Consider the following 17,044-nt stretch of genomic DNA (forward strand, 5'->3'; position numbering starts at 1 on the left):
TGGCGCGTCCGTCGATTGGCTTGCGGCTTGATCCGCGTCACGCCGCGACCGTTAGTGCAGCACGACCTTCAGCAGGACGATGGCGCCGATCAGAACCGCCAGACCGATCATGGTCCACAGCGCCAGCCGCTTCTCCACCCGCTCCCACACCGCGGGGCCCCAGCGCTTGATCACATAGGCCACCGCGAAGAAGCGGCCGCCGCGCGTGATCACCGAGGCGATCAGGAAGATGGGGAAGCTGAACTGCGCAAGGCCCGAGGCGATGGTCACCAGCTTGTAGGGGAAGGGCGTCAGCCCCTTGATCAGGATCACCCACAGGCCGAACCGGTCATACCAGTGCTGGAACTGCGATTGGGCGTCGGCGCTGCCGATGAAGCTCAGGATCGCCTCGCCCACGCCGGTCAGGAAATAGCCGATGGCATAGCCGAGGATGCCGCCCAGCACCGAGGCCACGGTGCAGATGGTGGCGTAGAAATAGGCCCGGTCCGGGCGGGTCAGCACCATCGGCGCCAGCATCACGTCCGGCGGAATCGGGAAGACAGAGCTCTCGGCGAAGGAGACCGCCGCCAACGCCTTGGTGGCGTGCTTGCTGCGGGCCAGCGAAAAGACCCAGTCGTAAAGCTTGCGAAGCATCGATCCTCCGGCGACGAGCCGAACGGACGCGTCTAGCAGGCCCGGCGACCGCGCGCATCCGCCGAAACGCCTGTTGAGTCGCCGTCGCGGCGATCCGCCGCTATAAGGCCCGCCTCCCTTTCTCCTTCAGGCCGAACACCATGCGCTATCTGCACACCATGGTCCGCGTGACGGACATCGACGCCTCCCTGCGCTTCTGGTGCGACCTGCTGGGTCTGCAGGAGATGCGCCGCATGGAGAACGAGGCCGGGCGCTTCACCCTGATCTTCCTCGCCGCGCCGAAAGACACGGCGCGCTCGCAGGCCGAACGCGCCCCAGAGGTCGAGCTGACCTACAACTGGGACCCCGAGACCTACACCGGCGGCCGCAACTTCGGGCACCTCGCCTACAAGGTCGACGACATCTACGCCGCCTGCCGGCGGCTGGCCGACGGCGGCGTGGTCATCAATCGGCCTCCTCGCGACGGCAACATGGCCTTCGTCCGCTCGCCGGACGGCATCTCGATCGAACTTCTTCAGGAGGGCGAACCGCTCGCCCCCGCCGAACCCTGGGTCTCAATGCCCAACACCGGGAGCTGGTGAATTTGAAAGCCCTCGTCGTCCTTCCCCTGGCCCTTCTGGGCCTCGCGGCCTGCGCCTCGACGTCCGAAACCTATCCCTCGCGCACCGCGACCGAGCAGCTGCTGATTTCGCGCGCCGCCGACCGCGCGGTCGAGGGCCTGACCCTGCCGATCCCGGCGGGCTCGCGCGTCTTCGTGGACGACGCCTATTTCCGCGCTGAGAATGGCCCCTACGCCGTCAGCGCCATCCGCAACGCCCTGTCTGACGCCGGCTACGCCCTGGCCCCCAACAAGGGCGAGGCCGACGCCGTGTTCGAACTGCGCGCCGGGGCCCTGTCGCTGGAGCAGATGCGCCGCGTCTTCGGCCTGCCGGACATGCGGGTGCCGATCAACGAGAGCTTCAACGTCGTCTCCATCCCCGAACTGTCGGTCTACAGCCGCCGGGACCGGGTCGGCGTGGCCGAGTTCTCGGGCTTCCTCTACGAGCCCAAGACCGGGGCGCCGCTGGGCGCCGTCATGCCCATGACCGGCCAGTTCCGCATCCGCAGCCACAAGCTGCTGATGATCGTCGCCTGGGGCCAGCAGAGCGTCGACCCCGGCGAACGCGATCCGGGCGACAGCTGGCGGCAGTTCTAAGGCTTCGCGGGCGTCAGCACCTTCCGCGCCCCCATCGTCTCGGGCGTCCGCACATCCCACGCCAGCCCGGCCGTCTCCAGCAACTGGATGAAGCGCCAGCCCCAGTCGCTCTGACCGGGATACAGGCCGATGCGGGCCGAGCCGGGGAAGGCGTGGTGATTGTTGTGCCAGGCCTCGCCCATGGTCGGGAGCGCCGCCCACGGCACGTCGTGCGCCTGCACTCCCGCGCCTTCGACCAGCCAGCTCTGCGGCCCGCGCCGGTGCGCCAGATGGCCGACGAACCAGTGCCCGATCACCGAGGCTGACACCCGCGCGCAGACGCCCCAGATCACGAAGCCCCAGCCGCCCATCAGATACAGCCCGCCCGCGATCGGAACCTGCTGCAGCATCCAGGTGCGCTCCAGGAAGCGGTAGAAGCGGTCGCGCCCGATCTTGCCCAGATCAAAACCCGGTGGATGCGTCAGCTCCAGCCGACAATGCATCTGCCAGACGGCGTCGATCAGTATGGGCCGCCGATGGGCCAGGTAGTCGTGACAGTCGGACTGGCGTTGCGCCCAGTCGCGCAGATCGTGGGTGCGGATCATCCAGAACGGCCCGCTCATCCCCACGACGGTCCCGATCCATACCAGTACATGCTCCAGCCACAGCGGACATTTGAAGCTGCCGTGAATCAGCCGCCGGTGAAACCCGACCGAATGCCCGAGCAGGATGGCGCCGCCGGTCGTCGCCACGAACACCGCCACCGCGCCCGGACTGATTGTCAGCGGGCCCAGCACGAGCGCGCCGGCCAGCATGCCGCCGTTCCACAGCGAGTGCGCCGGATCCCACACCACCCGCCCCTCCACCGGGGAACAGCTCGGCGTCTCGATCAGGCTGTTGACCGCGCAGGGGTCGTGATGATCGCCGCTCATGCGCCCCGCGCCCCGTCGTACCCCATCCGCCAAGCGGCATAGCCGGCCGCCGTACCTCCGACCGCCCCCGGAAGCATGCTGATCAGAACATGGGACGCCCCGCTCATGTCGACGGTGAAACGCCCGTCCGAAGCCATTCCCCACAGGATCAGGGGCGTCGCGGCTCCGGCGACGACCGCCCCCGCCACGATCGCGCTTCGGCGGTCGCGATACCCCATCCGGTGCAGAACGGCCCAGACAGGGCCTCCCACGACAAACAGGCCGCCGACCCAGAACGGCAGGGTCGCCGTCCCGATCAGAGCCCCGAACATGACGCCGGGCACGCCTCCGAACAGGCCGATCACCGCCATCATCCCCGTCGCTGCGCCACACCCCACCACACCCGCGACGAACAGGGCGATAGCCCCCAGTCCGGCCCGCGCCAGAGATCGTCTGCTGTCGGCTGCAACGGACATGATCGCCCCTTCTATATTTAAGACATTACCTAAATACCAAATCGATCCGCTGGCAAGTGGTTCGCAAATCGCTTAAATGTCGCAGTATGCAGCGCGTGTTCGAAGCCCTCTCCTCCCAGATCCGTCGCAAGATCCTGGCCTACCTCGCCCACACCGACCTGACGGCGGGCGAGATCGCCGCGCGGTTCGAGATCTCCAAGCCCGCGGTCAGCCAGCATCTGACCGTGCTGGAGAACGCTGGCCTCGTGACCAGCGAGAAGAAGGGCCAGTACGTCCACTACAGCCTGGTCCCGGACCATCTGGCCAATACCCTGCACAGCTACGCGCAGGAGGTCTGCCCGGTCTCCAAACCGCTGAAGGCCGAGAGCGCCGAGATCGCCAAGACCCGCAAGGACTGACGCGCCGACTTGCGCCCGACCGCGCGAGCGGGAAAGGTCGCGCCCTCAGTTTCCGGGAGGGTTCCATGCGTCGTCTTCTGATCTCCACCGCCTGCGCCATGGCCGTGCTGGCCGGCGCGCCCGCCATGGCCCTGGCCCAGACCGCCGCCCCGACGGCCGCGGCGTCGATCCAGACCGAGGACGCCCGCCTGGCCGCCTTCTTCGAGACGGCGTGGCAGGAGCGGATCGCCCTGTCGCCGCAGAGCATGACCTCGCTGGGCCTCAAGACCGACTACGACAAGCTGGACGACACCACCGACGCCGCCGCCGACCGGTCGCTGGCTCTGGCCGAAAGCCAGCTGGCGCGGATGAAAGCCGGGTTCGACCCGGCCCACCTCAGCGCCGACAGCCGGATGTCGATGCGGCTGTTCGAATACGGGGTCGAACAGGCCCGGCTGTCCAACCGCTGGCGGGACTGGGGCTATCAATTCGCCGCCAACGGCAATCCGACCACCAGTCTGCCGGTCTTCCTGATCAACAACCACCGCGTCACCAGCGTCTCGGACGCCGAGGCCTACGTCTCCCGCCTGCGCGAATCCGAGCGGGTGATGGGCGAGATCGCCGCCGAGTTGCGCGACCGGGCGTCCAAAGGGATCATCTCGCCCAATTTCGTGTTCGAGCCCTCCATCGCCAACACCCGCAACATCATCACCGGCGCCCCCTTCGACGGCGCGGCCGACAATCCGGTCTGGGCCGACTTCCAGCGCAAGATCGGCGCGCTGGAGACCGATCAGGCCACCAAGGACCGCCTGCTGGCCGAGGGCCGCGCGGCCCTGACCGGCGAGTGGAAACGTGGCTATGAGGGCGTGCTCGCGGCCCTCGCCGAGGTCCAGCAGCAGGCAGCGGTCATGCCCGACCGCGACGGCGGCGTCTGGCGGCTCCCGGACGGCGAGGCCTACTACAACGCCCGCCTGCGCCTCTCGACCACCACCGACCTGACCGCCGACCAGATCCACGAGATCGGCCTGCGTGAAGTCGCCCGCCTGCAGGGCGAAATGCAGACCATCATGACCCAGGTCGGCTTCACCGGCTCCCTGCAGGAGATGTTCGCCTATCTGAAGACCGATCCGCGCTTCCAGTATCCGAACACGCCGGAGGGCAAGGAGCAGTATCTGACCGACGCCCGCGCCTTCATCGCCCAGGTGATGGAGGCCGCCCCGCGCTGGTTCAGCGACCTGCCGGAGGCCGCGCTGGAGGTCCGGGCGGTCGAGGCGTGGCGCGAGTCCACCGCCAGCATCGCCTTCTACAACGCCCCCGCCCCGGACGGCTCACGCCCCGGCATCTATTATGTGAACCTGTCGGACATGACCCAGGTCCTGAAGCCCCAGATCGAGGGCATCAGCTACCATGAGGGCGCGCCGGGCCATCACTTCCAGATCGCCTATGCGCAGGAGATGCAGGGCCTGCCGTCCTTCCGTCGCTTCGGCGGCTACGGCGCCTATGCCGAGGGCTGGGGCCTGTACGCCGAGCGTCTGGGCAAGGAGATGGGCTTCTACCAAGACCCCTATTCGGACTTCGGCCGCCTCTCGACCGAGCTGTGGCGGGCGGTGCGTCTGGTCACCGACACCGGCCTGCACGCCAAGCGCTGGACCCGCGAACAGGCGATGGACTATTTCCGCCAGAACTCCCTGCTCAGCGAGCGCGACATCCAGAAGGAGGTCGAGCGCTACATCACCAGCCCTGGTCAGGCGACCAGCTACAAGGTCGGCGAGCTGAAGATCATGGAGCTGCGCCAGCGCGCACAGGCGGCGCTGGGCGACCGCTTCGACATCCGTGACTTCCACGCGGTCGTGCTGGGCTCGGGCTCGGTGCCGCTGGACGTGCTGGAGGATCAGGTCGACAGCTGGATCGCGGCGGGCGGGGGCGCGCCGATCGCGTAGGCGGTTAGTGCGCTTCCGGCGGGCGGGCGGCCGGGCTATGGTATTCGCTCTCGGTCTTCTTCTTTCCACCGAGCACGAATTTGCGGTCGCAGTAGCCGCACTCGACGAAGTCGTCCTCGCCCATGTCCATATAGACCAGCGGGTGGCCGAGGGCCCCGCCGCCGCCGTCACAGGCCACGCGCTTCGAGGTCACCACGATCTCTTCCGGCGGGGGGATGATCACGGAGGTGGGGCGCGAGGACATTCGGACGGCTCTGACTTGGCGATTGAGACGAGGGCGCCTAGGTATGCGCCCGCGCTCCTTACCGTCAAACGGATGCGCCCGAAACACCCGAAAGCGCCCGAATGACCGAGACCGACGCCCTGCCCGTGAACGCCATTGAGGTTCGGGGGCTGGAAAAGACCTATGCCGGGACCAAGAAGTCCCCCGCCAAGACCGCCCTGCGCGGCGTCGATCTGGTCATCCCGCGTGGCTCCATGTTCGGCCTGCTGGGGCCGAACGGGGCGGGCAAGTCGACCCTGATCAACATCCTGTCGGGCATCGTCAACAAGACCGGCGGCACGGTCTCGATCTGGGGCCGCGACATCGACAAGGCCCCCCGCGACGCCGCTGCCGCCCTCGGCGTCGTGCCGCAGGAGATCGTCGCCGACGTCTTCTTCACCCCGCGCGAGGCGCTGGAGGTGCAGGCCGGCTTCTACGGCGTGCCGGCCAATGAGCGCCGCTCCGACGAACTGCTGGCCGCACTGGGCCTGTCGGACAAGGCCAACGCCTACGTCCGCGCCCTCTCGGGCGGCATGAAGCGCCGCCTGATGGTGGCCAAGGCCCTGGTCCACAATCCGCCCATCCTGATCCTCGACGAGCCGACCGCCGGGGTCGATGTCGAGCTGCGCCGCCAGCTCTGGGAGTACGTCCGCAAGATCAACGCCGAGGGCGTGACCATCCTGCTGACCACCCACTACCTCGAGGAAGCGCAGGAGCTCTGCGACACCATCGCCATCATGAACCGGGGCGCGGTCGTGGCCTGCGAGCCGACGCCGCAACTGCTGCGCCGTCTGGACACCCGCAACGTCGTGGTCACGCCCGAGGGCGAACTGGACGGCCTGCCGACGGTCCAGGGCTTCGACGTCGTCGCCCGTCCCAACGGCGCCTTCGCCATCAGCTACAAGAAGGGCCAGTCGTCGGTCGAGCACGTCCTCGCCGCCGTCCGCGCCGCCGGCGTCACCATCGCCGACATCTCCACCGAGGACCCCGACCTGGAAGACGTCTTCCTGGCCCTAACCTATGGGGATGCGTCGCAGGTGAGTCCGACGAAGGACTGATCGGAAGGGAGTAGGGTTTAGGAATTTAGGAATCCGCGGAGCGGCTCTCGTGGCGCGCACCGGGCCATCTAATTCCTAATTCCTAAGCCCTACTCCCTCCTCAAACCACCATCACCGTCCCGATCAGCAGCCGCGCACCGGCTCGCCCCATCACCGTATTCGTCGCGCCCTGAAGCGCGGCGACCAAGCGTTCCACGTCGGGCGCGGCGCCGGGCAGCAGCATGCCGGCCTGTTGCTGGACGACTTGGGCGTAGGCGGCGCGCAGGCGCGGCGCCGACTGGGCCACCCGGGCGCGCAGGGCCGCGTCGGGCGTATCCACACCGACCTCGACCGTCATGACGCCCAGCGCCCCACCCGGACGGCGGACATTGCCGGTCACCGTGGGCAGGCCGAGGTAGCTGGCCTGCGTCCCGCCTCCACCCCCGCCCGAAGACGCGGCGGCGGGCGTGGCCGCGGCGGCGGAAGCGGTGGCGACGGCGGCGAGGCCGAGAAGAGCGCGACGATCCATGCGACCGCCTTAGCGCAAGGCGCTTTAAGGTCGCGTTACAGCGCGCCGTCCCACGGCAGGGTCGGGAAGCGCCGACGCGCCTCCGCGCCCGGAACCGTCTCCAGCAGCCGCCCCGTCTTCACGTCCGCGACCACCACGACGGTTTCAACCGCGCCCCAGCGGCAGGCGCCGGTCTCGCGCCGCGCCTGGGCCAGCACATAGATCTGCTTGCCGTCCGCCGCCCACGCCATGCCCCAGGTCGTGGCGTCAGGATCGGGAACAGACGCGCAGCCGTTCAGCCGTCCCAGCTCGGCGATCGCGGCGCGATGGATCTCGGCGTGTTCACGGGCGGCGCCGTTCGGCCCGACCTCGAACAGGCGGAACCGGCTCCACGCCGCGCTGCCGGAATCGTTGATGAACAGATGCTTCGAATCCGGCGCCCACGAGGCCCGCGACGTCAGCTCGATCCGCGCGACGGGATCGCGGTTGAACAGGCCCGCGCTGATCAGCACCTCGCCGTCCCCCTTGGACACCAGCCGCATGGAGCCGTTAGGCGCGAGAACCACCGTCTCCCGCCCGGCCTCCAGCAGGGTCAGTTCGGAGGGCTGGGGCGGCGCCGGAACAGCCGCATCCCCGCCCGCGCAGGCGGCCAGCATCAGCAGGATCGACGGGATCAGGACGCGCTTCATCCGAAAGGCTTAGCTTGGACTTCGCCCCTCGTCATCAGCGGCGCTTTCCCTCCCTCGACCGGCTTCCTACAAACCCCTCATGACGGCCCCGCGCGAGATCGACACCGGACTGGACGGCTTCCGCTGGTGGCCCGGCGCGCTGGACGCCGCCGCCCAGGCGGCCCTGTTGGCCGAGGTGCTCCGGGCGGTCGAACTCAGCCCCTTCTATCGCCCGGTCACCCCCGGCGGACGACCCTTTTCGGTGCGGATGACCAATCTCGGCCCGCTCGGCTGGGTGTCGGACCGCGACGGCTATCGCTACCAGCCGACCCATCCCGAAACCGACGCGCCCTGGCCGCCCATCCCCGAGACCCTGCTGGACCTCTGGCGCGACCTGACCGGCTGGCCCGAGCCGCCGGACGCCTGTCTGGTCAACCTCTATCGCGAGGCGGCGAAGATGGGCCTGCATCAGGATCGGGACGAAGCAGACCTCAATGCCCCGGTCCTGTCGGTCTCGCTGGGCGATACGGCGATCTTCCGGGTCGGTCCGGCGGCGGGCGGACCGACGAAGAGCATCCGTCTGGCCTCCGGCGACGTCTGCGCCCTGACCGGTCCGGCGCGGCTGGCGCGGCACGGGATCGACCGGCTGCTGCCCGGCTCCTCCGGCCTGATCCCGGGCGGCGGGCGGATCAATCTGACCCTGCGCCGGGCGGGCCCCTCTTCACGGCAATCGTGACTCGACCCCGGCAGGCCTCACCGCCACTGTCACGCCCACCATAGACCGGAGCCCGCCCATGTCGCTGATCCGTCCCGAAGGTCCGCAGGCCGAAGACCTGGTCCTGAGCCGCCGCACCCTGGGCGCGGGCGCCGTCGGGGGCCTGTTCTTCGCTGGCTACGCCCCCGCCGCGCTGGCGGCCCAGGCCAGCCCGGTCACGACCGACGGCGCGGGCCTGACCCAAGGCGACGTCTCCTTCCCCGCACCGGACGGTTTCGACCTGCCCGCCTTCGTCGCCCGCCCGGACGGCGAGGGGCCCTTCCCGGTCGTCATCGTGGTGTCCGAAATCTTCGGCGTGCACGAATACATCCGCGACATCTGCCGCCGCCTTGCCAAGGCCGGCTACGCCGCCGTCGCCCCCAGCTTCTTCAACCGGGTCGAGGACCCGGCGCCCCTGTCGGACATGACCCGCATCATGCAGATCGTCGGCGCCGCCGATTATGAGCAGGTGATGGGCGATGTCTCGGCGACGCTGGACTGGGTCAGTCAGCAGTTGTGGGCCAATGGCGACAAGGTCGGCATCACCGGCTGGTGCTGGGGCGGCAAGGTGGTCTGGCAGGCCTGCGCCCGCTTCGCCGTCATCGACGCCGGAGTCGCCTGGTACGGCCGCTTGGCCCCCGCCGCCGACGCCACCCCCGCCCAGATCAGCGGCGGCCAGCCGTGGCCGGTCGATCTGGCCGATGATCTGAAATGCCCGGTTCTGGGCCTCTACGGCGCGGAAGACCGGGGCATCCCCCTGCCCAGCGTCGAGGCCATGCGCAGCGCCCTGGCCCGCGCGGGTCAGACCTCCAGCGAGATCTTGGTCTATCCGGGCGCCCCGCACGGCTTCCACGCCGACTACCGCGACAGCTATCGCGCCGCCGACGCCGCCGACGGCTGGTCGAAGCTGCTGGCCTTCTTCGAGGCGCGGGTGAAGATGTAGGTCTTGACGAAAACGTCATCGGACTTGAAATCGGATTTGGCCAATCCAAATCCCATTTGACCAGATCAAGCCACAGCTCGCGTGCTGAGTTGACAGTCTCGCAACTGCGCGCTAGCCAAGAAATGGGCCAGCCGGTTGCAGCCGGCTGGCCCGTCAACAACCACATTGGAGCGACCAATGCACATCGTGCTGACCGAAAACGATCTTAGCAGACTCAAGCCCTCAACTCGAGCCGACATTCTGTCGACCCTCTTTCCACGAACGGAAGCATCCGCCGGTAACGGCGAGTTCGACTGGTCCGACGTCGTCGATCTGACGCCTGGAGAAGTGGAGCTTTTCATGGAAGGCTGCGCACCCGAGACCATCGCCGGCCTGAGAGTCATCGCGGAAAATGGCCCGGTGATTCATGCGACCCTGCTGCAGCAAGCAGGCATTGAAAACTACGGCCACTTCCAAGGCCGCGTCACAAAACGTACGCGTACGGTTACAGGCGATCGACACGCCTTCTTGTTCACTTGGGACGACTGGAACCAAGCGGAAGATGGCGTAGGTCGCTATGCGGTAACTGACACGACCCACCGGTCGCTCAGGGTCTATTTCGATCTGATCTGACTAACCGGGGGGAAGGGGCAGGAATGACCCTTCCCCCAATTCGGGATTAAGCTTGTCCGTCGAAATTCCCGCCGGTCTGGACCGTCGCCGCATAGGCCGCATTGCCCGCCGCCGCGCCGGAGCCCTTGGCGGCGACCACCACCATGGCCGGGCGCACAGTGCGGCCAAACAGGGCATAACCGGCCTGCAGGGTCTGGATCACCTGACCGCCCTGAACCGTGTCGGACGGTTGCTCCATCATCGCCTGATGCAGGTGCGGGTCGAATATCTCGCCCGGCTCGGGCGCGACGCGCTTCAGATTGTTGGCCTCGAAGGCCGAGAACAGGGCCTTCTGGGTCAGCTCTAGGCCGGAGACCAGACCGGCGGCGGCGCCGTCGGCGTCCTTCGGCGCGGCCTGGATGGCGCGCTCCAGATTGTCGGCCACCACCAGCAGGTCGCGGGCGAATTTCTGGATGGCGTAGGCACGAGCGTCGTTGTTCTGGGTCTCGGCCCGGCGCTTGATGTTCTCGGACTCGGCCACGGCGCGCAGGGCGCGATCCTTCCACTGATCGCGCTCGGCGATCACGGCGTCCAGCGGAGCCAGATCATCCTCGCCCGCAAGGCCCTCGGCCGCGGCGATGGCGGCGTCCAGTTCGGTTTCCGGTTCGTAGTCGGGGGTGTCGTTCACGTCTCTTGTCCGTCCAGCATCCGGCCCAGCACCCGGGCGGTATAGTCCACCAACGGGATGACACGGGCGTAGTTCAGTCGCGCGGGTCCGATCACGCCGATGGCGCCCAACACCCGCTGTCGGCCGCTCATATAGGGCGCCGCGATGACGGCGGAACCCGAAAGTGAAAACAGTCGCGTTTCCGCGCCGATAAAGATGCGCACGCCCTGGGCTGAGGACACCCCGTCCAGCAGACCGATCAGCTGTTCCTTCTGCTCCAGATCGTCGAACAGCACGCGGACCTTCTCCAGATCCTCCATCGCGCCCGCGTCCTGCAGCAGATTGGCGCGCCCCCGCACGATCAGTGCCCGCTCGCGCTCGACTCCACCCGACCAGGCGGCCAGACCGTCCTCGACCAGTCGCGCCGCCGTCTCGTCCAGATCGCGGCGAGCGGCGTCCAGCTCGGTGCGCATCTCGGTGCGGGCCTCATGCAGCGGGCGCCCCCGCAGCCGGGCGTTCAGGAAGTTCGACGCCTCCTGCAGGGTCGAGGGCGTCACCCCCGCCTTCAGCGGCATCAGCCGGTTCTCGACCGAGCCGTCGTCGCCGACCAGCACAGCCAGCGCCTGATCATGGCCCAGGGCCACGAACTCCACATGCTTCACGCCCGCGTCGCGCACCGGGCTGGCCACGATCGACGCTCCGCCCGCCAGACCGGACAGCAGGGACGACGCCTCGTTCAGCGCCTCGTCGAAGCTACGCCCGCGCCCGGCCAGCCGCCCGTCGATCTCGCGCCGTTCCTCGGTCGAGATGTCCCCGACCTCCAGCAGGCCGTCGACGAACAGCCGGAGCCCCGCATGGGTCGGGATCCGCCCCGCCGAGGTGTGCGGCGACGCCAGCAGCCCGGCCATGGTCAGGTCCTGCATGGTGTTGCGGATCGACGCCGGCGACAGGCTGACCCCGCTCATCGCCAGGGTCCGCGACCCGACGGGTTCGCCGGTCTGCAGATAGCTCTCGACGATGCGCCGGAAGATGTCGCGGGCGCGCTGGTCGAGCGCGGGCAGGCCGGGCGAGGGGTTGAGGAAAGTCATGCGTGAGCGCCCGCGAGGGCGCGGTGGAAGATCCAGCGGGTGGCGGGGGCATACAGGCTCACGGTTTCAGGATAATCACCGGCGCGACCGCTTCCAAGGACTCCCGTCATGACCACGCCCCGCCATTCCCACCGCACCCCCGAACAACTCCGCAAGGTGACGCTGGAAACCGGCGTGAACCGTTACGCCGAGGGTTCCTGCCTGGTCACCTTCGGCAATACCAAGGTGCTGGTCACCGCCACGGTGGAAGAGAACGTCCCCGGCTGGATGCGCGGCAAGGGTCAGGGCTGGGTCACCGCCGAATACGGCATGCTGCCCCGCGCCACCCACACCCGGGGCCGTCGTGAAGCCGCCGCCGGCAAGCAGACCGGCCGGACGCAGGAAATCCAGCGCTTGATCGGCCGCAGCCTGCGCGCCGTCGTCGATCTGAAGGCGCTGGGCGAGCGTCAGGTGGTGCTGGACTGCGACGTCATCCAGGCCGACGGCGGCACCCGCACCGCCGCCATCACCGGCGCCTGGGTCGCCATGGCCTCGGCCTTCGACTACCTGCGCGCCGAGGGCGTGATGAAGACCGACCCGATCCTCGATCAGGTCGCCGCCGTCTCCTGCGGCGTCTGCAATGACCAGCCGGTGCTGGACCTCGACTATGAAGAGGATTCCTCCGCCGAGGCCGACAGCAATTTCGTCCTGACCGGCTCGGGGACCATCGTCGAGATCCAGGCCACCGGCGAGAAGCGCGGTTTCTCCCGCGCCGAGTTCAATCGGCTGTTCGAACTGGCCGAGATCGGCTGTGGCGAACTGTTCGCCCTGCAGCGGGCGGCGCTGGGCCGCTAAAGCTTCGCCATTAAGGCGTGCGGTCTTTTATCGGTAACCAAAACGCGGCATCGTCGTTTCTCCACGTCATGGGGAGATGACGATGCGCCTGCCGATCCTGCTGACCGCCGCTGTCCTGCTGCTGGCCGCCTGTGGCGAACAGACGGGCTCAAAGACCGCCGAGGCGCCCGCTCCGGCCGCCGAGGCCGCGCCCGAGCCGGTCATGCCCGCCGACGCCCCGCCGCAGGAAGAGGCCATCGCTCCGACCGAGGCGTCCTCCATGTCCTGCACACTCGATCAGGGCTCGGACGGCGCCATGGAGCTGGTCCGCCGCTGCATGGCCGTCAGCCCGGCCTCGCACCCGCCGTGCAACCCCGAAAACCCCTGCAAGCTGATCCAGGACGAGATCGACCGCTCCTGCGCCTTGTACAAGCCGGGTGAGACCAAACCGGCGGAATGCACCGCTTAACGGTTTCGCGACTTAAGCGAGTGTACGGTCACGGGCATGACACCCGTCGCCACACCCGCTGATCTCCGCGCCCTGACCACCCTGCGCTTCCTCGCGGCGGCCTGGGTGGTGCTCTACACAGCCTGGCCGCACCTCAACGTCGGCTTCACGCCCGTGGCGATCACCAAGGGCTATCTGGGGGTCGAGGTCTTCTTCGTCCTGTCTGGATTCATCCTCAGCCACGTCTATCTCGAGGCGGCGGGTACGAATCGCTATTCGCACAAGGGCTTCCTCTGGGCGCGGATCGCGCGGGTCTATCCGCTGCATCTGGTGACGCTCGCGGGCATGGCCGTGCTGGGCGTCGGCGCCGTGGTCGCGGGCCTGTCCGTCAGCGACAGCCTGACCGACTGGCGGGCGCTTCCGGCCCACATCACCCTGACCCACGCCTGGGGCCTGGCCCCGTCGTCGGCCTTCAACCACCCCTCATGGTCGATCTCGGCGGAGTGGTTCGCCTATCTGACCTTCCCGGCCTTCGCCTTCGTGGCCTGGCGGCTGCGGAACCGGCCCGTGCTGGCCACCGTTCTGGCCGCCGCCGTGGCTCTGGGCATCTACGCCGCCTTCCAGCCGCTGGCGGGCTTCTCCCTGACCGAGGCCACCTTCCGCTGGGGCGCGCTGCGCATCGTTCCCTGCTTCCTGCTGGGCTGCGCCCTGTATCTGATCTACCGCCGCGCCCCCATTCCGCACGCCAGTCTGGTCGCCCTCGTGAGCGGCGCCGGCATCCTCGCCAGCGCCTCGCTGGGCGTTTGGGACCCGATCACCGTCCTGTTCGCGGGCGGTCTGATCCTCGCCCTCGGCTCGCTGAGCAACACCCAGGCGGGCGTCCTCGCCTCGCCCTTCGGCGTCTATCTGGGCGAGATTTCCTACTCGATCTACATGGTCTGCGCCCCGGTCCTGCTGGTCATGACCAACGTCGCCGCGCGCCTCACCGGGGCCGAGGACAAGCGGTTTCACATCATTGTGTGGTTGGGAATTGTCGCCGCCATACCGGTCGCCGCCATGCTGACCTACCACCTCGTCGAACGCCCGGCCCGCAAGGCTTTGCGCGGGTTGGCGAAGCGCAACGGCAAAGGTCAAGCCACGACAGAAACCCGCACCGAACTCGCCTGACAGGGGTTCAAACCGCCGCCACGATCCGTTACGGGTTGTTTCATCGTCGGCGGGATAAAGTCACAGCATGTTCAAACGGCTCAAAGCCGTCGCGGTTGCGACGACCCTCGGAATGTTTGCGCTGGGCTTCTCCGCCCCCGCGAATGCCGGTGAGCCCTATTGGCAGTGCGTGACCTTCGCCCGGATGTTCTCGGGCATCCAGATCTTCGGCGACGCCCTGACCTGGTGGCGTCAGGCGCAAGGGCGCTTCCAGACCGGCAACACCCCTCGCACCGGCTCCGTCCTGTCCTTCGAGGCCAACGGCCGCATGAGCCGCGGCCACGTCGCCGTGGTGTCCGAAGTGCTGACCGATCGCGTCATCCGCATCACCCACGCCAACTGGGGCGGCAGCCGCGGCAAGGTCGAGGAGAACGTCACCGTCGTTGACGTCTCGGACGGTAATGATTGGACGGCGGTCAAGGTCTGGTACAACCCGATCAATGATCTGGGCACGACCGTCTATCCGACCAACGGCTTCATCTATCAGCAGGCGCCCGTCGCCGCTGAAGGCGTCCAGATGGCGTCGGCTCCGGCCCACGCCGCCGGTCAGAACTGACACCCCGGCCCCTCTGACGGGGCCGCACCCATGATCCGCCTCTATCGCTCGACAGGCACGGCCTGCGAGGACGCCGTGCTGGAGCCCGCCGGGCTGGTCATCGGCCCCGATGTGCTCTGGATCGATCTGGTCAATCCGACCCGCGAGGAAGACGCCGCCGTCGAGAAGGCGCTGGGCGTCGCCGTTCCCACCCGTGAGGAGATGCAGGAGCTGGAGGCCTCCAGCCGCGTCTATCGCGAGAACGGCGCCACCTATCTGACCGCCGACATCATCGTGCGCGGCGATGAGGAAATCCCCGGCGTAGAGCCCGTCACCTTCGTCCTGACGCCCGGCCCGCTGATCACCGTCCGCTATGTCGAGCCCAAGCCCTTCGCCCTGCTGCTGGACAAGCTGCAGCGCGAGCCCGGCCTGTGCGGCTCCGGCCCCGACCTGTTCCTGCACCTGATGGAGGTGGTGGTCGACCGCGCCTCGGACATCCTGTCCAAGACCGTCACCCGGGTGGAGGCCATCGCCAACCACGTCTTCTCAGGCGGCAAGACGGTCGGCTTCGAGAAGCTGATCACCAAGCTGGGCCGCGCTCAGATCGCCAACGCCCGCATCGAGCAGAGTCTCGCCGGCCTGACCCGCGTCTTCGCCTTCGTCGCCATCGACGAGCGGATCGACAGCGGCGAGGCCCGCGCCCACCTGCGCTCGCTCAGCCGCGACGTCGAAAGCCTGACCGCCCACAACCAGTCGGTCGCCGCCTCGATCAATTTCCAGCTCTCCGCCGCCCTGGGCCTGATCAACATCGAGCAGTCGTCGATCATCAAGATTTTCTCGGTCGCCGCCGTCGCCTTCCTGCCGCCGACCCTGATCGCCTCGATCTACGGCACGAATTTCGACCACATGCCCGAACTGCACTGGATGGGCGGCTATCCGCTGGCCCTCGCGGCCATGGTCATCTCGGCCATCCTGCCGCTCCTGTGGTTCCGGCATAAGGGTTGGCTGTAAAAGCGACGCTTGACCCCGTCGGGCTGGCGGGGCCTTCTGCCCGCCCCTCGCCGGAGTCCTCCATGCGTCTGCTCGCCCTCGCCGCCTCCGTCCTGATCCTGTCGGCCTGTTCGCAGGGCGGCGAGACGCCCGCCGCGCCCGCCGAACCAACGGCGCCCGCCGCCGTGCTGGCCGGGGTCAATCTGGCCGAGCCGGTCAGCCTGACCGGCACCGAGCCCTTCTGGGGCATCCAGCTGACGGCGGACGAACTGGTCTACAGCGGCGTTGACCGCCCCGAGCAGCGCGCCCCGCGTCCCGAGATCAGCATCCAGGGCACCGTCGCCACCTTCCAGACCGCATCCAGCGCGGGCACGACCTTCGACGTCACCCTGACCGCCACCGAGTGCAGCGACGGCATGAGCGACCGCACCTATCCCCTGACCGCCCTGGTCAAGGTCGGCGACGAGACCCTGATGGGCTGCGCAGCCTCCGCCGCCGCCTTGGCCCGCGCAGGCGAGAGCGGCCCGGTCGTCTAGCCTCCGACCGGCTCCCTCAGCGTCCGCATCGCCCCCAGCCGCCCGAAGGCGATGGTCAAGGCCTTACGCCGAGCGGGGGCCAGCGGACTGGACGGCGCCGCCCGCACCACAGCCCCGCCGAAGCCGTCCGCCACGATCAGCCCCGGTTCTTCCGGCAGGACGCCTTCGGGAAACTCGGGCGCCACGGCGAAATAGAAGGCGTCGCAGAACGGCCCGTACTCGTGCCATTTGCGGTCGACGCGATAGTCCTCCAGGCCGGACTTCACCTCCACGATGATGATGTCCCCGCGCGGTCCCAGCGCCATCACATCGGCCCGCCGCCCGTTCGGCAGCCCGACCTCCAGCAGCGGCGCATAGCCCAGATCCAGCATCACCCGCGCCGCGCCGCGCGTCACCGCCAGCGTCGTGTCGGGACGGCTGAAAACCAGATCGATCTGCAGGACGGCGGCGGCCATGGAGCCTTTATGTTCCGGCTCTGTTCTCAACT

At 68.3% G+C, this 17,044-nt stretch carries 23 protein-coding genes; 14 read left to right on the top strand and 9 right to left on the bottom strand.

Annotated features, from left to right (window positions below; all coding sequences use genetic code 11):
- Positions 1-51 precede the first annotated feature (51 nt).
- On the bottom strand, positions 52-633 hold the full coding sequence (locus ACTIEF_RS00515; protein WP_439470226.1) for a YqaA family protein: 582 nt from the start codon (positions 631-633) through the stop codon (positions 52-54).
- A 140-nt stretch (positions 634-773) separates the two neighbouring features.
- Between ACTIEF_RS00515 and ACTIEF_RS00520 the strand changes: the two genes are divergently transcribed.
- The gene (locus ACTIEF_RS00520; protein WP_439470227.1) at positions 774-1,214 is read left to right on the top strand and encodes a VOC family protein; all 441 of its coding nucleotides are present in this window, start codon (positions 774-776) and stop codon (positions 1,212-1,214) included.
- A 2-nt stretch (positions 1,215-1,216) separates the two neighbouring features.
- The gene (locus ACTIEF_RS00525; protein ID WP_439470228.1) at positions 1,217-1,828 is read left to right on the top strand and encodes a DUF6655 family protein; all 612 of its coding nucleotides are present in this window, start codon (positions 1,217-1,219) and stop codon (positions 1,826-1,828) included.
- On the opposite strand, the gene ACTIEF_RS00530 is transcribed toward ACTIEF_RS00525, so the two are convergent.
- A complete protein-coding gene (locus ACTIEF_RS00530) occupies positions 1,825-2,739 on the bottom strand; it encodes an acyl-CoA desaturase (protein WP_439470229.1) in 915 nt (304 codons plus the stop codon). The genes ACTIEF_RS00525 and ACTIEF_RS00530 overlap by 4 nt on opposite strands.
- Complete coding sequence (locus ACTIEF_RS00535; protein ID WP_439470230.1) at positions 2,736-3,194, bottom strand: hypothetical protein; 459 nt, start codon at positions 3,192-3,194, stop codon at positions 2,736-2,738. The genes ACTIEF_RS00530 and ACTIEF_RS00535 overlap by 4 nt, the downstream gene beginning before the upstream one ends.
- A gap of 86 nt (positions 3,195-3,280) precedes the next feature.
- Here ACTIEF_RS00535 and ACTIEF_RS00540 point away from each other — a divergent pair, with 86 nt between their 5' ends.
- Both ACTIEF_RS00540 and ACTIEF_RS00545 read left to right on the top strand, forming a co-directional pair.
- The gene (locus ACTIEF_RS00540; RefSeq protein ID WP_439470231.1) at positions 3,281-3,592 is read left to right on the top strand and encodes a metalloregulator ArsR/SmtB family transcription factor; all 312 of its coding nucleotides are present in this window, start codon (positions 3,281-3,283) and stop codon (positions 3,590-3,592) included.
- A gap of 65 nt (positions 3,593-3,657) precedes the next feature.
- Positions 3,658-5,511 (top strand): DUF885 domain-containing protein, encoded by a 1,854-nt coding sequence (locus ACTIEF_RS00545; RefSeq protein WP_439470232.1) that lies wholly within the window; start codon positions 3,658-3,660, stop codon positions 5,509-5,511.
- A 4-nt stretch (positions 5,512-5,515) separates the two neighbouring features.
- Here ACTIEF_RS00545 and ACTIEF_RS00550 read toward each other — a convergent pair whose 3' ends face one another.
- Positions 5,516-5,755: a zinc-finger domain-containing protein gene (locus ACTIEF_RS00550; protein WP_439470233.1), complete on the bottom strand. Its 240-nt coding sequence runs from the start codon at positions 5,753-5,755 to the stop codon at positions 5,516-5,518.
- Positions 5,756-5,856: 101 nt separating this feature from the next.
- Here ACTIEF_RS00550 and ACTIEF_RS00555 point away from each other — a divergent pair, with 101 nt between their 5' ends.
- Positions 5,857-6,831, top strand: coding sequence for an ABC transporter ATP-binding protein (locus ACTIEF_RS00555; RefSeq protein ID WP_439470234.1), 975 nt, complete (start codon positions 5,857-5,859; stop codon positions 6,829-6,831).
- A gap of 100 nt (positions 6,832-6,931) precedes the next feature.
- Here ACTIEF_RS00555 and ACTIEF_RS00560 read toward each other — a convergent pair whose 3' ends face one another.
- Positions 6,932-7,339: a Tat pathway signal protein gene (locus tag ACTIEF_RS00560; protein ID WP_439470235.1), complete on the bottom strand. Its 408-nt coding sequence runs from the start codon at positions 7,337-7,339 to the stop codon at positions 6,932-6,934.
- A gap of 35 nt (positions 7,340-7,374) precedes the next feature.
- A complete protein-coding gene (locus ACTIEF_RS00565) occupies positions 7,375-8,007 on the bottom strand; it encodes a hypothetical protein (RefSeq protein ID WP_439470236.1) in 633 nt (210 codons plus the stop codon).
- Positions 8,008-8,086: 79 nt separating this feature from the next.
- Between ACTIEF_RS00565 and ACTIEF_RS00570 the strand changes: the two genes are divergently transcribed.
- The 3 genes from ACTIEF_RS00570 to ACTIEF_RS00580 all read left to right on the top strand — a co-directional run bounded on the left by ACTIEF_RS00570 (position 8,087) and on the right by ACTIEF_RS00580 (position 10,295).
- The gene (locus tag ACTIEF_RS00570; protein ID WP_439470237.1) at positions 8,087-8,722 is read left to right on the top strand and encodes an alpha-ketoglutarate-dependent dioxygenase AlkB; all 636 of its coding nucleotides are present in this window, start codon (positions 8,087-8,089) and stop codon (positions 8,720-8,722) included.
- A 58-nt stretch (positions 8,723-8,780) separates the two neighbouring features.
- Complete coding sequence (locus ACTIEF_RS00575; protein WP_439470238.1) at positions 8,781-9,683, top strand: dienelactone hydrolase family protein; 903 nt, start codon at positions 8,781-8,783, stop codon at positions 9,681-9,683.
- A gap of 177 nt (positions 9,684-9,860) precedes the next feature.
- Positions 9,861-10,295: a hypothetical protein gene (locus ACTIEF_RS00580; RefSeq protein ID WP_439470239.1), complete on the top strand. Its 435-nt coding sequence runs from the start codon at positions 9,861-9,863 to the stop codon at positions 10,293-10,295.
- A 46-nt stretch (positions 10,296-10,341) separates the two neighbouring features.
- Here ACTIEF_RS00580 and grpE read toward each other — a convergent pair whose 3' ends face one another.
- Together grpE and hrcA are read right to left on the bottom strand one after the other, a co-directional pair.
- Complete coding sequence (grpE, locus tag ACTIEF_RS00585) at positions 10,342-10,926, bottom strand: nucleotide exchange factor GrpE (protein WP_439470653.1); 585 nt, start codon at positions 10,924-10,926, stop codon at positions 10,342-10,344.
- A 32-nt stretch (positions 10,927-10,958) separates the two neighbouring features.
- On the bottom strand, positions 10,959-12,029 hold the full coding sequence (gene hrcA, locus ACTIEF_RS00590) for a heat-inducible transcriptional repressor HrcA (RefSeq protein ID WP_439470240.1): 1,071 nt from the start codon (positions 12,027-12,029) through the stop codon (positions 10,959-10,961).
- 108 nt (positions 12,030-12,137) lie between these two features.
- Here hrcA and rph point away from each other — a divergent pair, with 108 nt between their 5' ends.
- From rph to ACTIEF_RS00620, 6 genes are all read left to right on the top strand, one after another.
- Positions 12,138-12,863: a ribonuclease PH gene (gene rph, locus ACTIEF_RS00595; RefSeq protein WP_439470241.1), complete on the top strand. Its 726-nt coding sequence runs from the start codon at positions 12,138-12,140 to the stop codon at positions 12,861-12,863.
- Positions 12,864-12,945: 82 nt separating this feature from the next.
- Positions 12,946-13,311, top strand: coding sequence for a hypothetical protein (locus ACTIEF_RS00600; RefSeq protein ID WP_439470242.1), 366 nt, complete (start codon positions 12,946-12,948; stop codon positions 13,309-13,311).
- 36 nt (positions 13,312-13,347) lie between these two features.
- The gene (locus ACTIEF_RS00605; RefSeq protein WP_439470243.1) at positions 13,348-14,457 is read left to right on the top strand and encodes an acyltransferase family protein; all 1,110 of its coding nucleotides are present in this window, start codon (positions 13,348-13,350) and stop codon (positions 14,455-14,457) included.
- 112 nt (positions 14,458-14,569) lie between these two features.
- Positions 14,570-15,052 (top strand): CHAP domain-containing protein, encoded by a 483-nt coding sequence (locus ACTIEF_RS00610; protein ID WP_439470244.1) that lies wholly within the window; start codon positions 14,570-14,572, stop codon positions 15,050-15,052.
- Positions 15,053-15,082: 30 nt separating this feature from the next.
- On the top strand, positions 15,083-16,042 hold the full coding sequence (locus tag ACTIEF_RS00615) for a magnesium transporter CorA family protein (RefSeq protein ID WP_439470245.1): 960 nt from the start codon (positions 15,083-15,085) through the stop codon (positions 16,040-16,042).
- Between the two features lie 62 nt (positions 16,043-16,104).
- Positions 16,105-16,557 carry a COG3650 family protein gene (locus ACTIEF_RS00620; RefSeq protein WP_439470246.1) on the top strand — a complete coding sequence of 151 codons (453 nt, stop codon included), beginning with the start codon at positions 16,105-16,107 and terminating at the stop codon, positions 16,555-16,557.
- Here ACTIEF_RS00620 and mmcB read toward each other — a convergent pair.
- On the bottom strand, positions 16,554-17,012 hold the full coding sequence (gene mmcB, locus ACTIEF_RS00625) for a DNA repair putative endonuclease MmcB (RefSeq protein WP_439470247.1): 459 nt from the start codon (positions 17,010-17,012) through the stop codon (positions 16,554-16,556). The two genes, ACTIEF_RS00620 and mmcB, sit on opposite strands and share 4 nt — an antisense overlap.
- Positions 17,013-17,044 lie beyond the last annotated feature (32 nt).

Source organism: Brevundimonas sp. (assembly GCF_051858995.1).
Lineage (GTDB): Bacteria > Pseudomonadota > Alphaproteobacteria > Caulobacterales > Caulobacteraceae > Brevundimonas.